This window comes from Klebsiella sp. CTHL.F3a, assembly GCF_019890895.1.
Classification (GTDB): Bacteria; Pseudomonadota; Gammaproteobacteria; order Enterobacterales; family Enterobacteriaceae; genus Klebsiella; species Klebsiella grimontii.
On sequence record NZ_CP082361.1, the window covers coordinates 64043 to 85303 of the forward strand.

Genomic DNA, 21261 nt, shown 5'->3' on the forward strand with positions numbered 1-21261 from the left:
TCAGCCCTCCCGACCCACACGTTCTTCCAGCGATGCCAGACGTTGTTCAAGCGACAGTCTGGCCTCCTTCTCCTGAACCAGCGCCTGACGTTCTTCCTTCAGTGCTTCAACCAGCAGGGCGACCACACCGTTGATATTGATACTACGCGCATCCGGCAGCACACTGCCGTCATTGAGCGTCAGCGTTGTCTGCGTCACGGCCTGCGGTAGCACGGCCTCCACTTCCTGGGCAATCACCCCGGCTTCGGGTTTCCCCTGTTTGAGGTAGGTGTACCCGCCGATACGGTCGAGTCTGTCCAGCGCATTATCGATTTTTTCGATGTCCGTTTTCATGCGGGAATCAGAGCTGCTGCTCCAGGCGCCGTTGGTGTAGGCATGGCCGTCGTTACGGAATTCGTACCAGCCCTGAGCGCCGCCATTGGCCACATGCAGCCCCAGAAAATGATGCTGTCCGATACGCTCCTGGTGATAAAAGTCGGCGGCTAAATCGCTCGCGCCCTGCAAATGAACACCGTTGGTTACTCTCTCAGTGCTGCTGATATTTTTGTTTCCCCCTGCCCAGAACCAGCCATCCGGATTACGTTTAATAAACTGTCCGGCATCCAGTTCAGCATTGGGGCGAAGACGCAACTCATGCCATTTACCGTGCCAGTCGCGGTAGGAAAGTATGCCGAAATCGTCACGACCGGCATTCACCCTGGCGCCCATCATCATTCTTGTGGTGACTTTACCTGTAGTGAAATCCGTGTACACGGGCGCGGCATCATAGGTCTGGCCGTTAATGAGCGGGTCAGGCCCGGTCAGGGAGGTGGAAATGCCGGCATTATGGGAAACGACAGCTCCGCCGGAGATATCCACGCCGTTTCGCAGTGAGACGCGACCGGTGGAGAGACTGAATGAAAAGGGGCGCAGGGTGTTCCACTGCCCGTCCTGAGACTGACCGGCAGCCGTGGTCAGGGCATAAAAGTCCCGGCCGTCATTACGCAGGATGACGCCGGTACTGCCGTTTGAGAGCCGGAACCCGTTCGCGGATTTCGATACTATTTCTCCATCGCTGACGACCCGCTTCCGCAGTGTGGTCAGGGATTTTAATTCGGTGATGTCGTCGTTGATGCCATTCAGTACCTGAGCATTTTTCTGTTGTTCAGCCATGGTGGTGTCCTTTTATGCTGATGATAGTGTGCGGTAATTCCCATAAATACTGTATGCATATACAGTATTTATTCACCGTACACCCTGCCTTGTGGCATGTCAACAGATGAGACGCATTCTTATTTATGTTCCTGTATGATGCTGGTTTTTGATGCGCGTCAGCGCATGGGAGGCGCAAAGCGCCGGAGACCCCCGCAGCGAAGCGAGGACGAAAAAAGCATTACGGCTTCAGCCGTAATAATCCCCTACCCTGTTAAGCCCAAAACAAACACGCTCAAAACGATACAGAAGCGGCTGTGCGCGGTCGGAGTGGTCACGACAAGGCGATAGCCGCAGTCGGGGCGTATCTCCGCGTTAGCGGGCCGTGAGGGCCGTTTACGAGCGTGTATACCAGAACCCAAAGCAAACTCACCCACAGCAACCACGAAATCTAGTTACAACATCCGCCATTTTGAAGCGATGCATTACCCCGGCCGTTGGCCGGGGTGGGGCGGCGCTTTTCAGGGCGGGCAGGTGTGCACTGGTGTTCTTGAAGCGTCAGCGGCGCTCGATGGTGGGTGGTGAGGTTTGCACGATGCTTTGTCTTTGTTGTCCTGAACCGAGGACAGCACAGGTGCGGTTCTTCGGGGATTTACTTGGATGATGTAACTAACTTTGCTTTTTGTCTGACTGGTCCGACGCATGGCGGCGGGAGGTGCTTATGTTCTGAGCGACGTGGACGCTTGCGGCCGCTGTAAGCGAAGGCCTCATAATTATTGAGTTATTCACAGAGCGGGCAAAGACAAAAGATCTCCCTGCTGTTTGTAATGCAGGGGATTATAAAGTGGGTTAAGACTGTTTTGCAGGTTTGTCATTTTCCTTTTGCCAAATCCTCTGTTTATTCGTTTGCGGGTTTTTGTGGATAAACGAAAACCTGGTGCGGACGTCACCGGCTATGCGTACTAAAACCAGCGATGGTCCACCGGCGGGAATGTCAGGTGGATAAAATCTAGGCAATTCCGAGGCTCCGGACAAACGCCAAAAGCCCCGGGCAGGGGCATAGAAAAAATGGCTGAAGGATATCTGTCAGGACGGCGGTGTCAGGGCCAGCTCCAGCTGATACAGGTTCTGAATGGCCAACTGCTGCAGCCGCTCCGATGTACACCAGTAAGCCTCATCTGCCGGCATGGTCTTCAGGATATGAAGCGACATTTCGTGAATCTGGCGCTCACGAGGATATCTGGCCAGGCGGTTTGCTCGTTTACGATCGGCGCCACGCTGACGACGGAACCTCAGTGCATCGAGAGTTTTTTGACGGTACCAGCGCTCACGTGCAGCACGCGCGGAGATCTCCTCATCTTCACGCAGAATCCCCTCCTCGATAAGACGACGACGCTCTTCGCTTTGCCGGAGCTTTTTCTGTTGCTCCGCTTCGAGCTTTTCCAGATCCACTCCCAGCATCTGAAACCCTAACGCGGTGATATAGATGTATTTAGGAAGCCAGGTACGGGATTCCCTGTCCCAGCTATTTTCTTCAGATACAGCCAGGACACCAAAACGGACCTGTTCGTCAATCAACCGGGACAGACGTGAGACTGTTACCTCTGTTTCCGGGATAACTTTTCCATGACTGTCTTTTTGGCTGATTTCTTTTGCCAGACGAGAAATACACATACCGACCGTCAGCTTGCCGGCATCACAGAAGCTGATCAGCACTGGCCAGATAGCATCCAGCAGACGTTGCTTTTCCGGCCGGAAGCCATACCGGCGGCCAGCTCGATGGCGTTCCCTGACGTACAGCGGATGAAGTGATACGTGCATACGCAGTCGTACCTCACCAGTGGTGCGATCTTTTTGAACAAGACGGTTATAGGCGTGCCCCAGCTGGCCACCCAGTTTTTTGTAATGCTCCGATCGAAACCAGGACGGGTTTTCACATTTGGGTTTTGTGGAGTGCTCGCCGCGACGGCGACGGGTAGGTTTCTTCTCCGGGGAAACCAGAAAAGATGCCACATGGCCATCCTCTACCCCCTTCCAGAAACGGACCTGTTCTTCCTTATCCAGCTGACTCCAGTGTTGCGGATTGTGCGAATTACTCATCTGCACTCTCCCTGCCGCTGCTTTTCGCGGCCAGACACTTCAGCCTGGCTTCGCTCAGAGAGAGTGGAAATACGCCAAGAAATTCGAACAGCTTAGGGGTGAGAAAAATCTCAGCGGTTGAATAGCTACTCGATGAGCAGGCAACAAATTTAAAATCTTTTTCCAGCGATTCCAGTGCCCTGACTGCCCGGCCAATGGACACTTCGCCAGAGAGAGATTGAGTTGCCAGTCCACACTCCGGGGCAATCTCTCTGAGTGAGCGCAGAACTTTATTTGACAGGGGATCATAATAAAAACACATCGCCATGAGCAACGCATTCATCGCTCTGCGGCGCAAAAATGGGGGTTTACGTTTTCGTATTCCGTCCCTTTGCGACATCGCGGATGCGATATCGAAACTGAAACTTTCAGTGAAACCATTGGCTTTTGCCATAAGTTTCAGCGAGAAAGGCCAAGGAGTGTAGTCCTGGGGAACCGTGAAAACAGGTTCAGGATTGTTTACCTGAACATACTTGCGTGGGCTTTGTTGGTTATGATCAGTCACCGCTTCCTGCGCTTATGTTGCACGGAAGGAGTGAGCACAGAAGGTATTGAACTTTTCTGAGCATGAATCTATACTCCCCACATAGAGCAACAACCTCTATGTAGTTTCTGAAGGCCCCGTTAATCTTTCGTCTCCGCCAAGAAATGAGAAGATTATCGGGGTTTTTGTCTTTCTGGTCCCGGGTAGACACCTCAGCAGAACCAGTTCCCTGCCACCTTGCGGCGTGGCCAGCCATCAAAATTCCTTAAACGATCAGTAATCTAGCACGCTTTAAATCAAAGTAAAGACTTTACTTAAGTAACCCCTGAGCTTTGAATTCCTTTTCGAGCAATTTTTCAACAAATTGGGCTTGTGTCATTCCATCACGGCTACAGAGCTCAATAAGAATATCTTTCAATGGGTTACGTACAAAGACTTTGATTTCTTTATGTGTGACACGCTTTCTGGCAACTGCTGCCATCTGTTTTTCAGAGTCGGACATTGGGCTACCTTTTCGATAGGCCCGCTTATTTTTAGAAGAGGAAGTCACTGCATTATCGTTCTGCGACATCTCAGCCTCATCAAGGATCTAAAAAAGGATCGTTTGCAGAGAATACTACAGAATATTTAAATCAGCGACTTACTTTAGGACGTAGCCCGCGTTGGCGCACGGTTTAAGTCCGGGGATCGTTTAGCGGTGTTAGTATGTCTGCTTCCAGTCCGTACCCTGTGACCAACGGGAGGACCAGTGCTGCAGATAGCGTTGGGCAACGGCTGGGTCATCCCACACAACAAGCACATTTTCTGAATTCGCGCGTTCAGCTGCTCGGGAATAATTGAACGAACCAATCTCCGTATTGCGGCCATCGGCGATAATGATTTTGTCATGCATGATCCTGTATGTATACACCGTCCGGACAGGAATGCCCGTGCTGATCAGCAGATTCAAGGCGGCACGGCTGGTCTTGTTGCGCTCTCCGGTATTGGCTTTATGGTCCAGAACGACCTTCACATCCACGCCCCGCTGCCTGGCTCTCACCAGCGCCACGGCCACATCCGGAGACGTGAAGGTATAACCCATCAGCCGGATTTCCTGTTGTGCCGTCGTGATGGTTTTCAGAACCAGCTGCAGGGCTGTTCCTTCTGGAGAAAAACCGGCCTCGATGCTCGCAGCATAAATGACCGGTACGGGTGCACATAAGCCCAGGCTTACCAGCCCGGGCAGACACCATCTGCGGATAGTAAGGTTTATTTTCACAGTATTTCCTTCACTGTTTTTGTGAAACGCCGGGATGGGGAAAACGGGCTTTTCCCCGCTCCGGGGGGGGGGACAACTCCGCCATGCGGAGGCGTCAGGTTTCTGTGGCCTGACAGAACCAGTAGCAGACTGGTCCGTCGCCGGTATCGTGGACAGAGTTCTGAAAATCGAATTGAAAAGAATTAAACCGACTGGCTCATCTTTCGTTCGGCCCGCAGCAGCTCCTTCATCATGCGCTCACTGGCGTACCGCGCTTCATCAGCAGTGACAGTAGCCGCGATATTTCCCTGCAGATCATACCGGGAGGCGCCCGCCCTCATCCGGGACAGATAACCCGCAGACCGGGTCAGGCTTTTCAGGCACTTAATCACCTGTTTATGCGACAGCGGCAGGTCACGCCTCGCGATATCGGCAAACAGCTGTTCACGCATCCCCGTGGCCAGCAGACGTGGCGAGTTACCGTCAAACAGCTGCGGCCAGAACGCCTTCAGGGTCATGATGGCCTGCTCGGGTGGCAGCAGACGAAGATAACGTGCTGGAGTTGAAGCCTTTGTTGCTTTGACTGGTTCGGGCGTATCTTTGCTTGTGGTGGCTTCAGCAGCCTTTTTCGCCTGCTCAAGTTTCTCTTTCTTCACCTTCCATGCAGGTGGAGTCGAGACAACCACCACTTTTTTGCGGCGAACGACACCCGGTGTGTTTGTGACATCAGCTCCTGCACTTTCCGCTGCAGGTTTCCGTTTCAGGCTCAGCACCGGGCGTTTTTCTTCTGCCATAACAATTGCCTATAATTTGATTCAGATAATTAGAACTAATATACCTGAAGGGCACCGCCCTTTCCTGCTCCTGAGAATTAAAGGGCGCGGGTTCCGTTTGTAACGCATTTAGACACTGTGTCCTTTCCCGGATGACCTGCGGGATTTTTTACATCGATACGACAATACCCAGCACCGCCAGGTGCACAGCATAGAACATCACGAAGAAATGCCGTGGCCAGAAACGTTTCACACCCTCCCCGACAGATGAACATACCATCAGCGTAAGCAGCGCAATCGCCAGCCCGGCCACCGATTCACTTACATCATTCATGTTCATCAGTAACACCATGATGGCCCACAACGCACCGTACCCCAGCCGTTCTGTCGCATGCTGTGCGCGACAGAGCAGCCAGCTGGCGGTGAGCATGCCCACCCCGGCCATGCCGTAGCTGCCGGCTGACAACGGCATCCAGGCAAGCAGAAGCCCGACAGCCGGGAGGGTGTAATACCAGGACGGCAGGCTGAACCACCGCAGCAGCTGACCGGTGACGGCAAAGGCAAACAGGATATTCCCCGTATACCACGGGTAACCGATAAGCATAAACGACACCTGGGCAACCAGCGCCCAGCCCCACAGTCTGTTCAGCTGTGACTGGCGTATTTCCGTATGCCGGGCCAGATTCATTCCCCACGCCAGACCAAAGAGTGGAAAACAGCCCCGTCCCAGCAGGCGCATGAGCTCATTATTGTGGGCCAGCAATAACCCGGTATGGTCGATGACCATCAGAACCAGCGCCACCATTTTAATCATATCCGTCTGCCCGGGAGTCCAGGTCAGGAGGACCTGCAGCCAGCGGTCAGCACCGCTGAGGCGCATTGTGTGTGTTGTCATCTTTATTCCCTTTTTATCCCTTACACCCTGCCGGGGCAGACAAGCCGCAGACGCGTCAGTCGCCCCCGAGGGTTTTCTCGCGATTCAAATCCCGGACCATATCCCGTTCCACCGCCTGAAGGCGCTCACGCTGGAGATGTTCTGAGGCCACCTGCTGAATAGCCGCCTCCTGGCGCCGTGTTTGCGGATCATCTGGCAGCGCCGTTTTCTCAGTGTCAGGCCGGTCACGCTCCAGCCCGCGAATGACGTCCCCGATAACCTCTTTCACCCGGTCCCCTGGATCTCCGGCTTTACGCGCCTCCCCGGCCACTTCCCGGGCAGTCTGTTCCGCCTGCTTTTCCATTTCCTGACGCTGAACTTCTTCCGAAGCCCGTTGCGCCAGCACCTCAGGCGGGAGCGGAATGTCAGTACCGGCATGAGAAAGTGATTCGGCCGGTACCGGATCAGCCCAGACACGTCCGCCGGTCATGGCCCCCGGGTTCCAGGGGCGATCGTCCCCGGTAAGCCTGACCACCACGCCGGTGTCCGGGTTGTCCCGGGCCAGCCTGACCCCCTCTCCCATATTCCCGGCCAGCAGACTTTCGCCGTTCCGGCTGTTCTGCAGCGCCACGAACCGGGCAGACACATCCCCCATAACGCGCCCTTCACCACCAATGGCCTCCAGGCGGCCATCCCTGTCCGTCAACGGACTGAGCCAGATCCCGGCTTCCTTACCGTTTTTATCGAATGCCGGCAGCGCCACATGTGGCTGCGGATACTTCTTACCGGGCGAGATGAATTTCCCCGGCGAACTCCCTCTGGCTAGACCGGACTGCTGTAGTGCCGCCCGGCCTGCAGCTATTTCATCCAGCGGCTTTGCCCGCCCGAACAACTGGCCGGCGTTTTTGATGGCGCGGTCGTTACGGGGTTCAAGGATGTCGTGCGCCGTCGCTTTTGAGGGTGATGACCGGATGGCATTAACCCATCCCTCGCGACTGTCGGTATACACCTGAACATGCTGTTTCATTCGGGACAGGCCCACATAGGCAGATTCGAAGCTGGCCATCCCTTTTCTGCCACCCGCCACGCCCTCCAGCGCTATCGCATACGTTTCACTGGCCCCCTGCGCACCATGCGCGGTGATGGCGTAAGCGAGGTCGATGTGCCGCTGCGCTTCATCCGCCTTCGGGTTCAGTGTGCGGGTTGCTTTGCCGTCAGATAGCGTGACACTGTCACCTGAAACGGACTGCACCTCCCATACGCTGTTGGCCACATAGCCACGTTCCGGGTCGCTCTTGCTGAAACGCATCCGGTCACCCTGTGACACGGTGATGGTCTCCTGGCGATAGAGCGTGACGCCCTCCGCGGAGGCCTCCCGGGGGGAGAGAAGGCGGGTGTTTCCCTCACTGTCCTTCAGTGAAATCAGCTGGTTTTTTTTATCGACGCTTTCGATTCGCTGGTAGGTATTATCGAGAAGGGCCACAGCGCCCTGATGCTCTGACCAGGTCGACAGTTTGCGCAATTCTCCGTCACGGATGTTACTTGTGACGAGTACCGGCACGGTGACTTCTTCCCTGCCGGTTTCGCCATTCTCCCGTCTTGCTTCATGAATCAGTCTGTTCAGCGCGCGGCGGTCTGTGTTCAGGTGCGTGATGATAAGCGTCTGCGCCTGCGCCTCCGGGGTGCGGCCGCTATAGTCTTTTACCAGCGCCCCGTACAACGTGGTGGGCTGACCTTCCGCCACGCTTTCTCCCTTGTCCAGCGCCTCCTGTATCGCCTTCTCCTGTGCGGGAGTGAATTCCACCACGGAATTTTCCGGTACCCAAGACCCGTCCTTTCTCGGCACCTGTTCAGGCGTGACCTGTTCAAGGGTGGACAGCGCACTGTTGACGTCCCGGTCAATCAGGCTGTAGACCGCCGGCCGCAGCTCCGGAACCTGGCGCACGATTTCTTTCATAATGGCGACGTCGGCGGCGCTGCGCTGCTGCATCAGCCTGAACGGCTGGCCTGGCGAGATGGACTGCAGCTGGTCGGTATCGCCACTGAGTACCGCGCGTCCTCCCCCGGCCGCAATCAGGCTCAGGGCTTTTGCTGTATCAGTCAGCCCCACCATCGAGCTCTCATCGAGCAGGAACAGCGTGTTGCTGAAATCCGGTGTCTGACCGTTACGCTGCAGCAGTTGCGTGTCATGGAGGAACGATGCGGTCGTCTGCGCCTCCACGCCAGCTCCCTGCATTTCACCCACAGCGCGGTGTGTCGGCCCCAGGCCGATGACGCGCGGCCGGGTCTCTTCCGGCAGAAGGCTGATGGCGCTCATCACTGCCCGGAACTGGGTCGTTTTCCCCACCCCGGCATATCCCTGAACCAGCGTGAACCGGTCCGGAGTTTCCAGTATCATCCGGGTCGCTGCGCGCTGCCCGCCGGTCAGGTCCGTCATCAGGCTGGCCGGTACGCGGTCCATCAGGGGCGTAACGGAATCTTTTCCTTCCAGCACCCGGGTCAGGACGCTTTTCTCGGCATCCCAGGTCTGACGGGAAATCAGCAGGTCATTGCCGTGGCCTGTTGAGATGGCCACGTTCAGCAGCTGCCCGGATTTAATTTGTTCCTGAATGGTCCTGTCGATATCTGTCATCGGGACTTTTTCGCCCCCGGCCTCCAGTGCCGTGGCCAGCAGTTGTGGCCGGGTAAAGGTCAGGTTCTGGCTTTCCAGCAGCGGAATGGAAAGGTGAACGGCCTGCTCCGCCGGGGTATGCAGTCCGGCTTTCTGCTGTGCAATAGCGGCATCGAGGTCAGCTTCTCCCGAGCGGGCCTTCAGCTGTTCAGATACCACACTGAAAGCGGTGTGACGCGCCAGCTTTTCTGTCGTGCGGGCCGTATCCTGTGCCGAGTACAGCCGGATGTGGCTCCCGCTCTGCGCCAGCTGGTTGAGTGTCGCGTTATCCAGCTCACGCTGCGTCACTGAGGCAAAGACGGTCGCCGTCTCACTGACTGACCTGCCGGGGCTTTCCACCCAACCGTGCCCGATCTTGATACCATCGAACGGCGTACTTCCGACGGACAGCGACTGGGTGGTTTTCTGCCCCGGGCGCTGAACCGTCAGCTGCCCGGCCTCCGCTTTCAGTACCGTGACGCTTTCCCCGCCCTTCAGGCGCGTGTCGGGTATCTTACCGAGCACCGCCAGACGCTCGCCCTCAGCCACCTGCAATTTATCGGCCCGAAACAGCGTCCACTGGCTGTCGACAGCGGAAACTTTCAGGTCAAGGCGCTCGCCCTCCCGGTCTTTCAGGGTCAGCATGTTGCAGCTCGCCGTCACCCGGTCAATGACAAAGCGGTCATGTTTGCGGGTCTCCGGGTCCCACCGCTCCATCACCATCCCTTCCCGGTAATAATCGCGCACGCCCCGGCTCTTGCTGTCCAGCCAGACCGGCGTCAGAGCGGTCACCGTCATCTCCCGGTTGCCGAGTACCCCTTCATTTTTGAGAGTGTCACGGATAACGTTGTTGAGCACACTTTGCTCACGCGTCCCGCTGATTTGCGCCACACTTTCCTGCCCCTCGCGCACGCTGACGGCAAACTCCTCTGCCAGACGGCTGTAGCGTGCCCCTTTGTCCGGCTCGCTGATAATATCTGCCGTCGCCTGTTTTCCTCCCTGCCACCGGTAGGTATTCACACCACTTTCTTTCAGCACTGTCAGCGCGCTTCCGGTTCCGCTGCGTTTACCGCTGTCGGAGAGCAGGACCTGCACGTTATGACGCATCGCGCCATCGAGCAGGGAAATCGTCTCCTTCAGGCTCAGCTTCTCCGCCTGGTCCACAATGAGCGTCCCTCCCGGGATAAACGCCGTACCGTCCTGCAGTGCAGATTTGCCGGTTACGGTTTCTCCGGCCAGTCGCGCATCCCCGGCGAGAAAGTCCCTGGATCGGTTATCGGCAGCGATGATATGCACATCACGCCCCTGCTCCCGGGCCATCAGCGTCAGTTCGGCCACCCGCTCCCGCTGGCCTGCCGCGCCGCCCTGACCGGAGACAATACCCATTGTCGGCCGGTCCTGTGCCAGGACGCTGACCGCATCGCTGAACGGAGCCTGCCGCACCTCTGACGCATCCGGCGTGACAGAGACGTGGTTCTGACGCTGTACCTCCTGACTCAGCGCTTTCACGGAGAGCTCATCCAGAACGTGGATGTTTGAGGTGAACAGCCCCTTTTCCCGGTCGAGCGGGATAAGCTGCTCGCGCTCGATGGCCGCATCAATGCCCGTTCTGGCCAGCTCAAACACACCCGGCTTCGCCTCCAGCTGACCGACTGTGCGAGCCAGCAGGTCGGCATACGTAAACTGCACCTTGCGGTCGCTGAGACCTGCGATGGCCTTTGTCACCACATCCGTGATATCCGGACCGTCGGTTTTCACCGGCGCGGGGGGCGCACTGGACAGCGCTGCCGCACGGCCATCGGCGGCCTCACGGTAGCCCCGGATATCAAACCCGGTCTCCTTCAGAGTATTCATCCACTCCACCATCTTCTCTGCCGGATCGATGGCTTCCTTCGACTTGCGGGTATCGAGCGCGGCCACATCCCTTGACTTCAGGGACGCATCGGGTCCGGCTGCCTCCCTGAGCTCCTGACTGCGCGTGGAAAACGGCTCGACCGGGACATCTTTCATCTCCCACATGCCGTGTTTACCCACCACCTCTGTCTCATACCCGAGTTTTTCAACGAGAGGTTTAAACAACTCCCGGTAGATTTTCCCGAAGGCTATCTGGTTCGCGTACACATTCTCAATAAAGCCTGTTTTACCGACCGTATCGGTACCGAGAGACTGCCATTTGTCCCCGTTCTGCGTCGCATTGATAACGACGGCATGGGTGTGCAACTGCGGCTCCTGATTACGGTTTGTATCGTGGTTGAATTTCGCCACAATCAGGTTGCCGGTCAGTACGGTTTCGCTTTTACCGTCTGTCATGACCCGGGTCGCTGCAAGCATTTCAATCTGGCGAACAGCTTCCGTCACCGCCTGGTTGTGGGCATTGATGAGGCGCCTGTCTCCGCCCAGCATCGCCATCACCGACACGCTTTTGGGCGCCGAAAAGGTCAGGTCATAACCAGGCCTGTGCTTATTGGCGCCGTCCTGCATCCGGGTCAGGTCGCTGCCATCCGGCAGCTTTCCTTTCAGAAGCTCTGTGAACACAGCTTTGTCGACCGCTTTCCCGTCCAGACCCAGCGCTTCCGCCCCTTTGCCCTGCCAGCGCTCTTCCAGGCTGCCAATAACGTAGTAATTATCCTTGTCCATATAGTAATTACCGGCGCTCCCGGCCGATTTAACAGAGCCAATCGACATCATCAGAAGTTCCCTCCAATCTCGATATCATCCTGCTCATCGCGGCGATGGCTGTGGTTGATATTGACCTCTTCACGCCGCTGCATATCGCGCTGCGTCAGCTCATCAGCCAGCCACGCGTCGTAAGCCTGCATATCTTCAATTTCACCATCCTCGTTCATGCCGGCTGGCATCATTTCCTGTCCCACGTCTGCCGACTGCTGCGCCAGCTCCTGCTCTGTGCCCCCTGTGTGTGCAGTCACGCCGGCAACTGCAACTGAGGTACCGGTCGCAGAAGACGCTGGTTTAGTCCGAATTAAGGGAGCGGTCGTGATTCGCGTGTCCGAAACTTCAGGCCGCAGTGTTTCAGGCGACTTAACGGGATCTTCTGCTGCAGGCGTCTTCGCCGCCGACAGTGCTGTTACCGGCACCGGGGAGACTGTGCCTTCTGCTGGTTCCGGCTGTTTAACCGGCTCATGCTGCGCTCCGGCTTTACTGTCCTTGTCAGCCTGCTCTGCTTCTGGCGCATCCGGCGTAAACAGCATCCGGGCCAGACTACCTTCCGCCTCCCGCGCTGCCAGCAGGGCATTAAGTCTTGCATCCACCCGCGTATCGAACGTGCGCTGGATGAACCCTTCCGCCACTTTCGGGCGCGGTTTGTATTTGAGGGCCAGCTTCACGGCCGGATACGGGCCGGGCAGCGTGACGTAGCAGGACAGGTCCGGCAGCGTCTGAATATCAGAGTAGCTGACCAGAGTTTCACGCTCTTTTTCTTTCCCGGTCGACACACCATCACGAACCGGGTCCGCACCGTAGGAATACTGCTCGCTGGCCTTGAGGATTTCTTTCTCTCCAATCTCACCGGCAGCAAACTCGGCAATCTCTTTACTCGGGGAACGGAAAAACGCCCGGGTGTTCATGACGTCAAAAAGCGTGGCGGCGGGTTTCACGCCGTAGATATCTTCCAACTGGGCATAGGACTGGATACCGAACACGTAACAGCCGCCGAACTTACGGGCTTCCGGCAGGATTTCGACCAGGTCCGGCAGCTTGTGCAGCGTGGGCAGCTCATCGGCGAAAATCCACACACGGCGGTTGCGGTTCTCTCCCATAGCCAGCATGCCGCGGATGGCAATCGACAGCCACATCGAGATAACCGGCTTCAGGGAAGCATGGGTGTCAGCGTTGGAGGAAATAAACAACCAGCCATTGGGCTGGTCTTCACGCACACCGCGCATCCAGTTGCGGATGGTAAATGGCTCGCCATTCTTCTCAATGCCCTGCAGGTAGCGAATGGCCTTGACGTAGTTGGTGAGCACCGCACGGATACTGATGGCCGTTTTCTCAATCTTCTCCTCGACCAGGTTCGCCGCCGGCGTGTTCTGCAGATAGGCTCGCAACTTATCGATTTTGATGGACAGCATGGTATCAACCAGCTTCTCGTAGCTGCGGTCCTTGTCCTCACGCATCAGGTAGGCACCTTCGGCAAAGATGGTCCGACCGGAGCCCTGCCAGAACGGGTCCTCTTTGGTCCCCATCGGGATAAGGGTATTGGATATGTTGTCGAAATCCGGCAGCGTCAGACACTCTTTCCACAAATCCCAGGCCGCACAGCGCGAGTCCATCGGGTTAAGAATTTTATCCAGTGACGGATCGTAATAACTTTTGACGAACTCACAGGAGCGGTCGTAAATGATGGCCATATCGCCCCGGGCACGTACGTAGTTCAGCAGACGCCGTATCACTTCTGATTTACCGGAGCCTACGGTACCGTGGAGACAGAAGTTCTGAATTTCGGAGTTCAGCAATATCGGTAAGTCACCGATTTTAATATCCGAAGCCTGACCGTCACGCTTCATCTGACGGGCCACTTCTTTAGGCTTATCAGAAAGCTGGCGCCCGCCGGTATTCTCATCCTCACTCTGTTGTTTCCCCTGACGCCCTAATACCCAGCTGGCGACAAAGAACGTCACGATACAGATAACGAGAGAAACGACGGCGGCGAGAACAAAACTGGTCCACAGCTGCTCACCGCACCAGATGGTGTATTTATCGGCCAGAATTTGTTCTGAGGTATATTCCAGTGACTGACCGTAATACTGAATGGTGTAAACTGGCTGGGAGCGAATAATATCGCGCATGGGACCGAGCGTCGTACACCACCAGTATACGCAGCCGTTAACAAACGTCTGCCAGCTGAGCCGGTACATCAGCATCAACCCACACAATACCCAGAATAAAATAAACAGCACATAAAATATAATATTGGCAATCTGGCCAAACATGCGAAAGCGCATGTTGGCAATCTGACCGCCCTGGGTCATATCTTTGGCATTGAAACTCATGGCAATAATCCGTCAGTAAACCATTGAGGAAGGAATGCCGGATATCAGAAAAATATCCGGAAGAAGGTTATTACATCATTAGATAATTCCGCCGATGGCGGCAACGCCTCACAGGTGCACAAATAAATTGCGCACCCGCTCACCGTTTATGACAGGAATAGATAATATTAGTAAAAAACAGACCGTAGAGAGCGGCAATAAACTAACCGAAGATAAATTCTGGCTAGTTAAGTGCAAAGGTTTAGTTATTGCGATGACTTAACCTCTTTTCCCCTAACCGACTCAATAACAGACGTCAAAGTCGCTAATTGATAACGACCAAGGTCAATATTCATCACCATGACAGTCACTATCATACAAAAAAACGTTATAACACTAAAGGCTATTGCATTAAGATGGATGGATGAAAAATAAAACGCCAGACATGGAAATAGAATCAAGATAAAGACACCATAAGCCTTACATTTCCCTGACAAATAACTAAAGCATTTTGATTTTTTCCTGAATGACTGAGGCAACGAAAGAAAATGTGCGCGCGTATTAGCTATCAAAACAATAGAAAAAAAACCCATCGCCCCCGCAAAAACCATAGCAGCTATTCTCTCAAGACCAGAGGCATAGTCACTTAACCAATATGAAAGATAGGATGATAGTAAAAACCACAGCATGCATACCAGACCTGGCCAGATACAACGCCAGAATGAGGGAATCTCTAAATCCTGATGAGCCAAGATCTGTTTTAACTCTTCGATTTCACTTTGTATTATTTGATGGGTTAACATCCTATTCTCCCTATCTCTTTGATTTGTATTTTTCTAATTTATTTGCCTTATCCAACAGTTCTCTAGTTGTATCCACGCCTGGCAATTTAGTTTGATTTTCCTTCTTATCATTATAAGAGTTTTTAAAATCATTTTCTTTTGTTTTGTGGTCATTTTCCAGTTCAGCATTCTCTTTTCTCACCTCAACACCTTGCTGTTGTATGCCTTCACGGGATTCCTGATGTTGTTGGTTATTCTGCGCTATCATCCCATCTACTTTCTGACCCACATTATCCTTAATCCCCGCATCTCGTGTCATGGCCTCAATACTACCAGCATTATGTCCGTAGTCGCCCATTACAGAACCACGGTCACCACCACCAGACACGCTGGACATATTCTGGCCGATGCTTTCGCGCCCCTGTTGATAAGCACCGTCAACCTTTGGTTCAACCTGTGCTTTGACGAATTCACGTGCAAGTGCTTCACGTTGCGCAGCGACTTCTGGCGAACTTGTGTTGGTTAGAATGACCTCTGCACTCTGAGGAGAACGTTGCTGGACAAAGTTAGCAAACTGCTGAGTCAGGTTCTCGCTCATCTGCCCGCTCATGCTTTCTGTGCGGGATGCCATCTCACTGTATTCATGGCTAAGAGTCCGGCTATTCGTGTACTGGTCATAGCTGTTTTTGGCACTCGAAAGCGATGCCGCAAACTGGTCGACACGCGAGCTGGCATTATTATCGGTAATATTACCTGATGTGGTTGTCTTGCGGCTGGTAAAGTAATCAGATGCTTCTTTAAAATCGCTGGCAGCCTGACTACTGGTATCATGCCTACTGTCATGAGATGATCTTCCGGATTCATTCGTCGAGTCAGTAGAGCCACTTGAAGCACTCGCACCTAAACTTGCTTTCACCCCACCTTCAGCGGAGAATCCTGTTGCCCATTTACCCAGCTTCCCGGCCAGCTGTTCACCAGTACTCCATTTTGCATTACCATACATCTCACCTGATACAGACCCTTTCGTTGACTTATCCATCAACTGCTGGAATGACTCTTCATTGCTGATGTTATTGGCTTTAGCATTTGAAACAACGGCATTCCACATCTTGCTTCTGGCCATTGAGTCCTGCGATGACTCAGTATTATCGGCCCCTGTCGTTGTCGACGCGCTGTTCCCTTTATTTGAGCCGAACTGCTGCAGGCTATTCCAGGCACTTGTCACGCTGCTGTTATAGCCATGCAGCGCACTTTCGGCCTGCACATCCGACTCTCTGGCCATCTGCTGCTGCGCACTGGCTATCTGCCGACCGACGTTGATATCCACCGGCAGTTTTGACATTGCACCACCACTGTCCCAGACCATTGAGCCATCCCTGGTCTGCGTGCTCATTGCCCCGTTCCCCAGCTGCCGCGACATCTGCCCGAAGCTGGTCGAGCTGTTGGTGCCCCAGCTGTAGCCGCTGACGTTCTCCATCTGCATATTGGCAAACGAGTAATTGCCGTCCACGACACTGGATGAGGCCTGGGACGTCGAACTGAGTCCCGAGGAGGCAAAGTGGCTGTAGGCGCTGGAGAACCCGGCCCCCATACTTTTTATCATCGCCCAGCTGAGCGGCGGGATCATCATCGAGATATACCCGGCCGTGGTCGCAATATCTGAGTTCTTCAGTTGCACCTGTGAGAGCTCTGACAGGACGACCGGGACACCGTTCTGTTTTGCGTAGTATGCCATCGCGCTGTTCAGGATGGCATACAGTAACGGCCAGGACTGCAGCCATATGAGACCAAACGCATAATGTTTCAGGACCTGCAGCGTCATCATGTTGAACATCGCTGCCATAATCATTATCGGGAATAATCCAATCATGATACCCATGATGACAGTCTGTATCATGGGAAGAGCACGTAGTGCCTGATGTCCCATCGTGGCCTGGGCCAGACGCTGTTTCTCCAGCGACATGGTGTTGGCGATGTTCACCAGGCTGGCAGTATCGCCGCTGCGGGACGCGTAACTCTGGATGCCGTTGCGCAGCGCATTCATGGTGACGTTCTGGCGGATAATCTGCCCGGCACTCTGGCCTGAACTGTAGAAGTAGCTGTAACTGTCGCCTATCATCTGGCTGAACAGCAGGTCCGGATTCGGTTTCCCACCAAACAGCTGGCGCACATAATAACTCCAGGTTTTCCCGCCGGTCTGAGAGTCGAGTGCTAACGCTGACTTCAAATCACGTGAAGCCTCCAGACAGGTCTGGAACTTGTTGTTTTTATCGAATACCCCTCTCAGCGGGCTGGGATTAGAAAACACCAGTGTGTACGGATCGGACGAGTTCATCAGCTCTTCAAGGGTGTATTTGCCATTGAGAAAGATGTCACCCATCACGCAGTTCTGGACATAGTCGGAGAACAGCGTGGTGATTTCGGGGTTCTGCGAAACAAAATTCGTGCTTTTCGCCACCAGGTTTCCGCCGAACAACATCCCGGTCTTACTGTAGGTGACACTATCGGGCAGAGAGAAAATCATCTCATAGCTCTGCACCAGGGCGTTGCCCACACGCGTGGTCAGCGACGCCGGAATGGCCAGTCCAATCGGAACATTATCGATTTTGTAGACCTGGGACACGTTGCTGTAGTCAATTATCTGCACAGGCGTGCGGATCACGATCAGCATCGAGACCAGGGTCAGGGAAAACACCCAACCGACAAGCTCCATGATGTTGTGTTTTTTCACCCAGCTGACGGCAACTATCAGCACCGAGAAGGCAATGCACATTTTCTCGATGGTCGACCAGGTACCGGTCCCCATGAAAGCAGCGATGGCGTTCAGGTTGCCCCGCAGCCAGTCACCTCCGGCAATGGTATAGATTTCCTGCATCAGAGGCCCCCTCCGAAGTGATAGTTATTCTGATAGCGGGTCATCATGCGGGCAGAAACCTGCTGACGCATGTAACTCATTTGCCGGTCGACAACCAGTAACGCGTCCTGCTGAACCTGGACACGAGACTGGAAGGCGGCAATCTGCACACTCGCCTGATTCAGGTTTTCGAGGATTAAATCCATCGTCGACTGCGGATAGTTCCCGGTTGAGACCATCGCCCGGGCCTGCTGGATGAGCTCCTGAATGTACTGCAGCAGAATGTCGTAGCCGATATAGTCCGTCAGCTGATAGATGAGTGTGTTAGACACGCCGAGCATCTGCGGGTCGACAAGATATTTGAACACCGGGATGGTCGTGCTGGAGATAAAGCCTTTTTCCATTACCGTGAGCGGCTGGTCTGCAACGGCCTTATTCTGAATACTGCTCAGAAGAGCAGATATCTGGTTTTTCAGCGCCTTGTTTGCGGCTATGGTGACCGTCGCGTCTGCGACTACTTTGAGGCATTTTTCAGAATCGTTGCAGTGGTAGATTTTAGCCGTACCACCTTCCATCATGGCTTTAATCAGGTCCTGGTCTGTAGTGCGCGCCGGCAGTGGAGTAATTTCACTGTTCTCGCCAAAAATCAGCGTCCCGGTCAGCGTCATCACAAACTCTTTCAGCTCCTTATTGCCGTCAAAGAGCCGGTTTTTGGACAGGGCGTTCCACATGATGTTGATGTTCTTCATGACGCGCTCCTTGTCCTTATCGCTGGCTTTATCCTGCACCTTACCCATCTGCCCGCCGACCGAACAGCCCTGACGCGATGCCGCCCAGTCGGCAAAGATATTGCTCTCTCCCGCAATGTCCTGGCAGACCTTCTGCTGTGCCACCTGGGTACGGGGAAACAGGCCACCAACAATGCCCTGTGCGGCCTGGCACGAGCTGAGGTTCATGCTGTTAATGTCGCTGGCCATCTTCTGGAGGAAGTCTTTGGCCGTTTTGATTTCGGGTACCGTGGTCTGCAGGGCAAGATCAAAGAAGTACCCCGCGGCGTTGGACATGATTTGTTTTCCGAAGCGCTGCAGCTGCTCGCTGTTAATGAAACTGAATGAGCCCAGGTACGCATCGATGCCGCCGCAGCCGGCGTTGATATCCGGCAGAGTCATGCTGACCAGCTGGATAGTTTTCACCTGCGTTCTGGCATACAGCGAACCGCCGGAGGCGTAACCCGCCGCCTGCCCCTGCCAGACCTGTGGCTGGCTGGTATTGGACGCAAACCCGAGCTTATTGAAGAAGTTGTTCATGTCGCCGTTAACATCTGCGGCCGCCGTCAATGACACCCCTAACAACATCCCACAAAGCACCGATAATGGTTTACGGATGAACATCAGGCTCTCCTTCTTTCATTTTATTTTTCCGTCGAAGGTTGCGGTTTAAATATCGCTGGAAGCTTTTTTCAAAGGCATATTCAAACCAGAAAGCCAGTTCGGCCATCAGTACTCCCAGCAAAGCCGTTGCCAGACAACCAATGGAAAGTGAGAAAAGAATAAAGGGAACGAAATACATCAGGACATTCCACTGATTCATGACGTTCTTTGCCGACCCCATTTTTTCCGACGGGGTTAACAGCTCAGTGAACACATTGAAATAAGCATGGCTTCCCCACCACAGAAATAATCCGGCAAAACCAAACATAAAAGCGAGACAATAATAAACATCGAATCTCTTTTGCCGGGATAACTTCAGGCGTTTATTTCTTTCCAGTACGGGTATCGAAGAATATATTTTGTTGAGATTATCCATTATTCGGGTTCCCCATCATCTGAAATACCGTATCAACTCTGGCCATAAAGCCCTGCGCATCTGTGGCACCCTGCAGAATCGGGTACGCCGCCAGGGTGTTCACGTTGACCAGAAACGTGGTTGGCGTGGCCACCGGGATATTGGGGAAAAAAGTCTGCATCACGTCCGGGGGGACCGGCAGCGCCTCGGGAAATGCCTCATCGCCCTGCCCGTCGATGGTATAGGGGAAAACGGAGAAGCCGTACTGTCCGGCCAGCTGCTTCAGCACCGGGTCAAACTTATGGCAGTACGGACATTTCCCCTGCATGAACAGTACGACTTTCCAGTCGCGCAGGTCCACCTGCCTGCCGTTACTGAGCCGGAGCCAGCGAGGCTGGGTGGCAGGCATCACAGCTCGAGGAGCATCATCCTGCCGGGAGGCTGATGCCACACCGGAGATGCCCTGCGGGTCCCAGAGCGACTTCACCTCATCGAGCGTTCCCCCGAGCGCCATGCCGGAGAGGGCCAGGAGTAAAGTTGCTGTGGTTGCTGCTGTTTTAGTTGTGTTCTTCAGGCTGCTTTTCACGGGCTTTCTCCTCCTTTTCGGCTTCAGCAATGAGGGCATTGAGAATGCGGTACCCGCCGAAGATGACCATTCCTAATCCCAGAACTTCAGCGGCCTGCACGGCCATTTCAGGCTGTTTTCTGACAAGCCTGGCTATCAGGTGGAAAAACACTCCCACGGCCAGCACCCACATCCCGGTAATGTCTAAATCGGGAAAACGAATCTTTCGCATAACACACTCCTTAAAAATTGGGTCTGAAGTCGCTGGAGACATATAGGAACTGTTTCGCCAGGTCGTCCAGGCTGATAAAGCCGTAACTGAGGGGCTTAACCTGACCGCTTTTCGGGTTGACCAGCATCATTGCTGGGAAGAACTTCACGCCGAGCTGTGCGGCCTGCCCCTGGTCCGTCCGACTGTCGGGCAGCATGGGGTTAATGACACCGTCAACCGACACCGGTATCACGCTCAGGCCATAGGTTTCGCGGAAGTTTTTAATCACCTGGACCAGCTGGCCATCGATAGCTTCGCGCCCGCGGTAGAAGAACATCACGCCGTAGTGCTGTGCGAGGGTGGAGATAGCCTGACGCTGTTCGGCATAGTCGGCGGCCAGCTGGTTTTTTACCGTGCCGTTGTAATGGCTGTACTGCAGGTTGTAATCAAGCTCCGGGTTTTCCAGCATGGCCTTCTTCGCACTCATCGAGAACAGGCCTGCCTGCTGCGTCCAGTAGTTCTGCAACCGAAAGTACTTCACGAAATTCTCTGACGACGGATACAAAATGGCTTCATACAGCGAGCGTTTTGTGGCGCTCTGTAGTGCAGAGAGTTTCGCCAGAATATCCATGTGCGGTGGTGGGGCCGCCGGTACTCGCGGATTTTCTTCTTCACGGGGCTTCAGTTTCTCGTTGTACCACTGCCAGCCCGCGTCTTTTGCATAAGCCGGCATCAGGGTGCAGCAAAGGCACCCCGCCAGTATGGCGGCATGTATTTTTCGCATGGTA

At 54.5% G+C, this 21261-nt stretch carries 17 protein-coding genes and 1 pseudogene; 1 reads left to right on the forward strand and 17 read right to left on the reverse strand.

What is annotated here, in order from left to right:
- From K7H21_RS28390 to tap, 4 genes are all read right to left on the reverse strand, one after another.
- Entirely contained in the window at positions 1–1152 is a 1152-nt protein-coding gene (locus K7H21_RS28390) for a tail fiber domain-containing protein (RefSeq protein ID WP_075912867.1), read from the reverse strand.
- 1065 nt (positions 1153–2217) lie between these two features.
- On the reverse strand, positions 2218–3231 hold the full coding sequence (gene repA, locus K7H21_RS28395) for a plasmid replication initiator RepA (protein ID WP_223036013.1): 1014 nt from the start codon (positions 3229–3231) through the stop codon (positions 2218–2220).
- A complete protein-coding gene (repA, locus tag K7H21_RS28400) occupies positions 3224–3775 on the reverse strand; it encodes a plasmid replication initiator RepA (RefSeq protein WP_223036014.1) in 552 nt (183 codons plus the stop codon). Before repA (K7H21_RS28400) ends, repA (K7H21_RS28395) begins: the two co-directional genes overlap by 8 nt.
- Positions 3768–3839 carry a RepA leader peptide Tap gene (tap, locus tag K7H21_RS28405; RefSeq protein ID WP_142469928.1) on the reverse strand — a complete coding sequence of 24 codons (72 nt, stop codon included), beginning with the start codon at positions 3837–3839 and terminating at the stop codon, positions 3768–3770. The genes repA (K7H21_RS28400) and tap overlap by 8 nt, the downstream gene beginning before the upstream one ends.
- Before the next feature lie 87 nt (positions 3840–3926).
- Between tap and K7H21_RS29300 the strand changes: the two are divergent.
- Positions 3927–4034: pseudogene (locus K7H21_RS29300) on the forward strand (replication protein RepA).
- 30 nt (positions 4035–4064) lie between these two features.
- Here the strand turns inward: K7H21_RS29300 and K7H21_RS28410 are convergent.
- The 13 genes from K7H21_RS28410 to traF all read right to left on the reverse strand — a co-directional run bounded on the left by K7H21_RS28410 (position 4065) and on the right by traF (position 21257).
- Positions 4065–4325: a replication regulatory protein RepA gene (locus K7H21_RS28410; RefSeq protein ID WP_223036015.1), complete on the reverse strand. Its 261-nt coding sequence runs from the start codon at positions 4323–4325 to the stop codon at positions 4065–4067.
- 129 nt (positions 4326–4454) lie between these two features.
- Positions 4455–5006 carry a phospholipase D family nuclease gene (locus tag K7H21_RS28415; protein WP_261366016.1) on the reverse strand — a complete coding sequence of 184 codons (552 nt, stop codon included), beginning with the start codon at positions 5004–5006 and terminating at the stop codon, positions 4455–4457.
- 188 nt (positions 5007–5194) lie between these two features.
- Positions 5195–5785, reverse strand: a complete 591-nt coding sequence (locus tag K7H21_RS28420; RefSeq protein ID WP_223036016.1) for a fertility inhibition protein FinO — start codon at positions 5783–5785, stop codon at positions 5195–5197.
- A 148-nt stretch (positions 5786–5933) separates the two neighbouring features.
- Positions 5934–6659, reverse strand: a complete 726-nt coding sequence (gene traX / locus K7H21_RS28425; protein ID WP_223036017.1) for a type-F conjugative transfer system pilin acetylase TraX — start codon at positions 6657–6659, stop codon at positions 5934–5936.
- Positions 6660–6714: 55 nt separating this feature from the next.
- Entirely contained in the window at positions 6715–11976 is a 5262-nt protein-coding gene (gene traI, locus K7H21_RS28430; protein ID WP_223036018.1) for a conjugative transfer relaxase/helicase TraI, read from the reverse strand.
- A complete protein-coding gene (gene traD / locus K7H21_RS28435) occupies positions 11976–14297 on the reverse strand; it encodes a type IV conjugative transfer system coupling protein TraD (protein ID WP_223035918.1) in 2322 nt (773 codons plus the stop codon). Before traD ends, traI begins: the two co-directional genes overlap by 1 nt.
- 245 nt (positions 14298–14542) lie before the next feature.
- Positions 14543–15079, reverse strand: coding sequence for a hypothetical protein (locus K7H21_RS28440; protein WP_142469889.1), 537 nt, complete (start codon positions 15077–15079; stop codon positions 14543–14545).
- Between the two features lie 10 nt (positions 15080–15089).
- Positions 15090–17933 carry a conjugal transfer mating-pair stabilization protein TraG gene (gene traG / locus K7H21_RS28445; protein ID WP_223035919.1) on the reverse strand — a complete coding sequence of 948 codons (2844 nt, stop codon included), beginning with the start codon at positions 17931–17933 and terminating at the stop codon, positions 15090–15092.
- Entirely contained in the window at positions 17933–19303 is a 1371-nt protein-coding gene (gene traH / locus K7H21_RS28450) for a conjugal transfer pilus assembly protein TraH (protein WP_223035920.1), read from the reverse strand. Before traH ends, traG begins: the two co-directional genes overlap by 1 nt.
- Positions 19290–19718 carry a conjugal transfer protein TrbF gene (locus tag K7H21_RS28455; protein WP_049071723.1) on the reverse strand — a complete coding sequence of 143 codons (429 nt, stop codon included), beginning with the start codon at positions 19716–19718 and terminating at the stop codon, positions 19290–19292. Before K7H21_RS28455 ends, traH begins: the two co-directional genes overlap by 14 nt.
- Positions 19711–20283, reverse strand: a complete 573-nt coding sequence (gene trbB / locus K7H21_RS28460; RefSeq protein ID WP_142469893.1) for a type-F conjugative transfer system pilin assembly thiol-disulfide isomerase TrbB — start codon at positions 20281–20283, stop codon at positions 19711–19713. The genes K7H21_RS28455 and trbB overlap by 8 nt, the downstream gene beginning before the upstream one ends.
- Positions 20255–20494 (reverse strand): type-F conjugative transfer system pilin chaperone TraQ, encoded by a 240-nt coding sequence (gene traQ, locus K7H21_RS28465; protein ID WP_223035921.1) that lies wholly within the window; start codon positions 20492–20494, stop codon positions 20255–20257. The genes trbB and traQ overlap by 29 nt, the downstream gene beginning before the upstream one ends.
- A 10-nt stretch (positions 20495–20504) precedes the next feature.
- Positions 20505–21257 (reverse strand): type-F conjugative transfer system pilin assembly protein TraF, encoded by a 753-nt coding sequence (gene traF / locus K7H21_RS28470; RefSeq protein ID WP_223035922.1) that lies wholly within the window; start codon positions 21255–21257, stop codon positions 20505–20507.
- Positions 21258–21261: the final 4 nt, after the last annotated feature.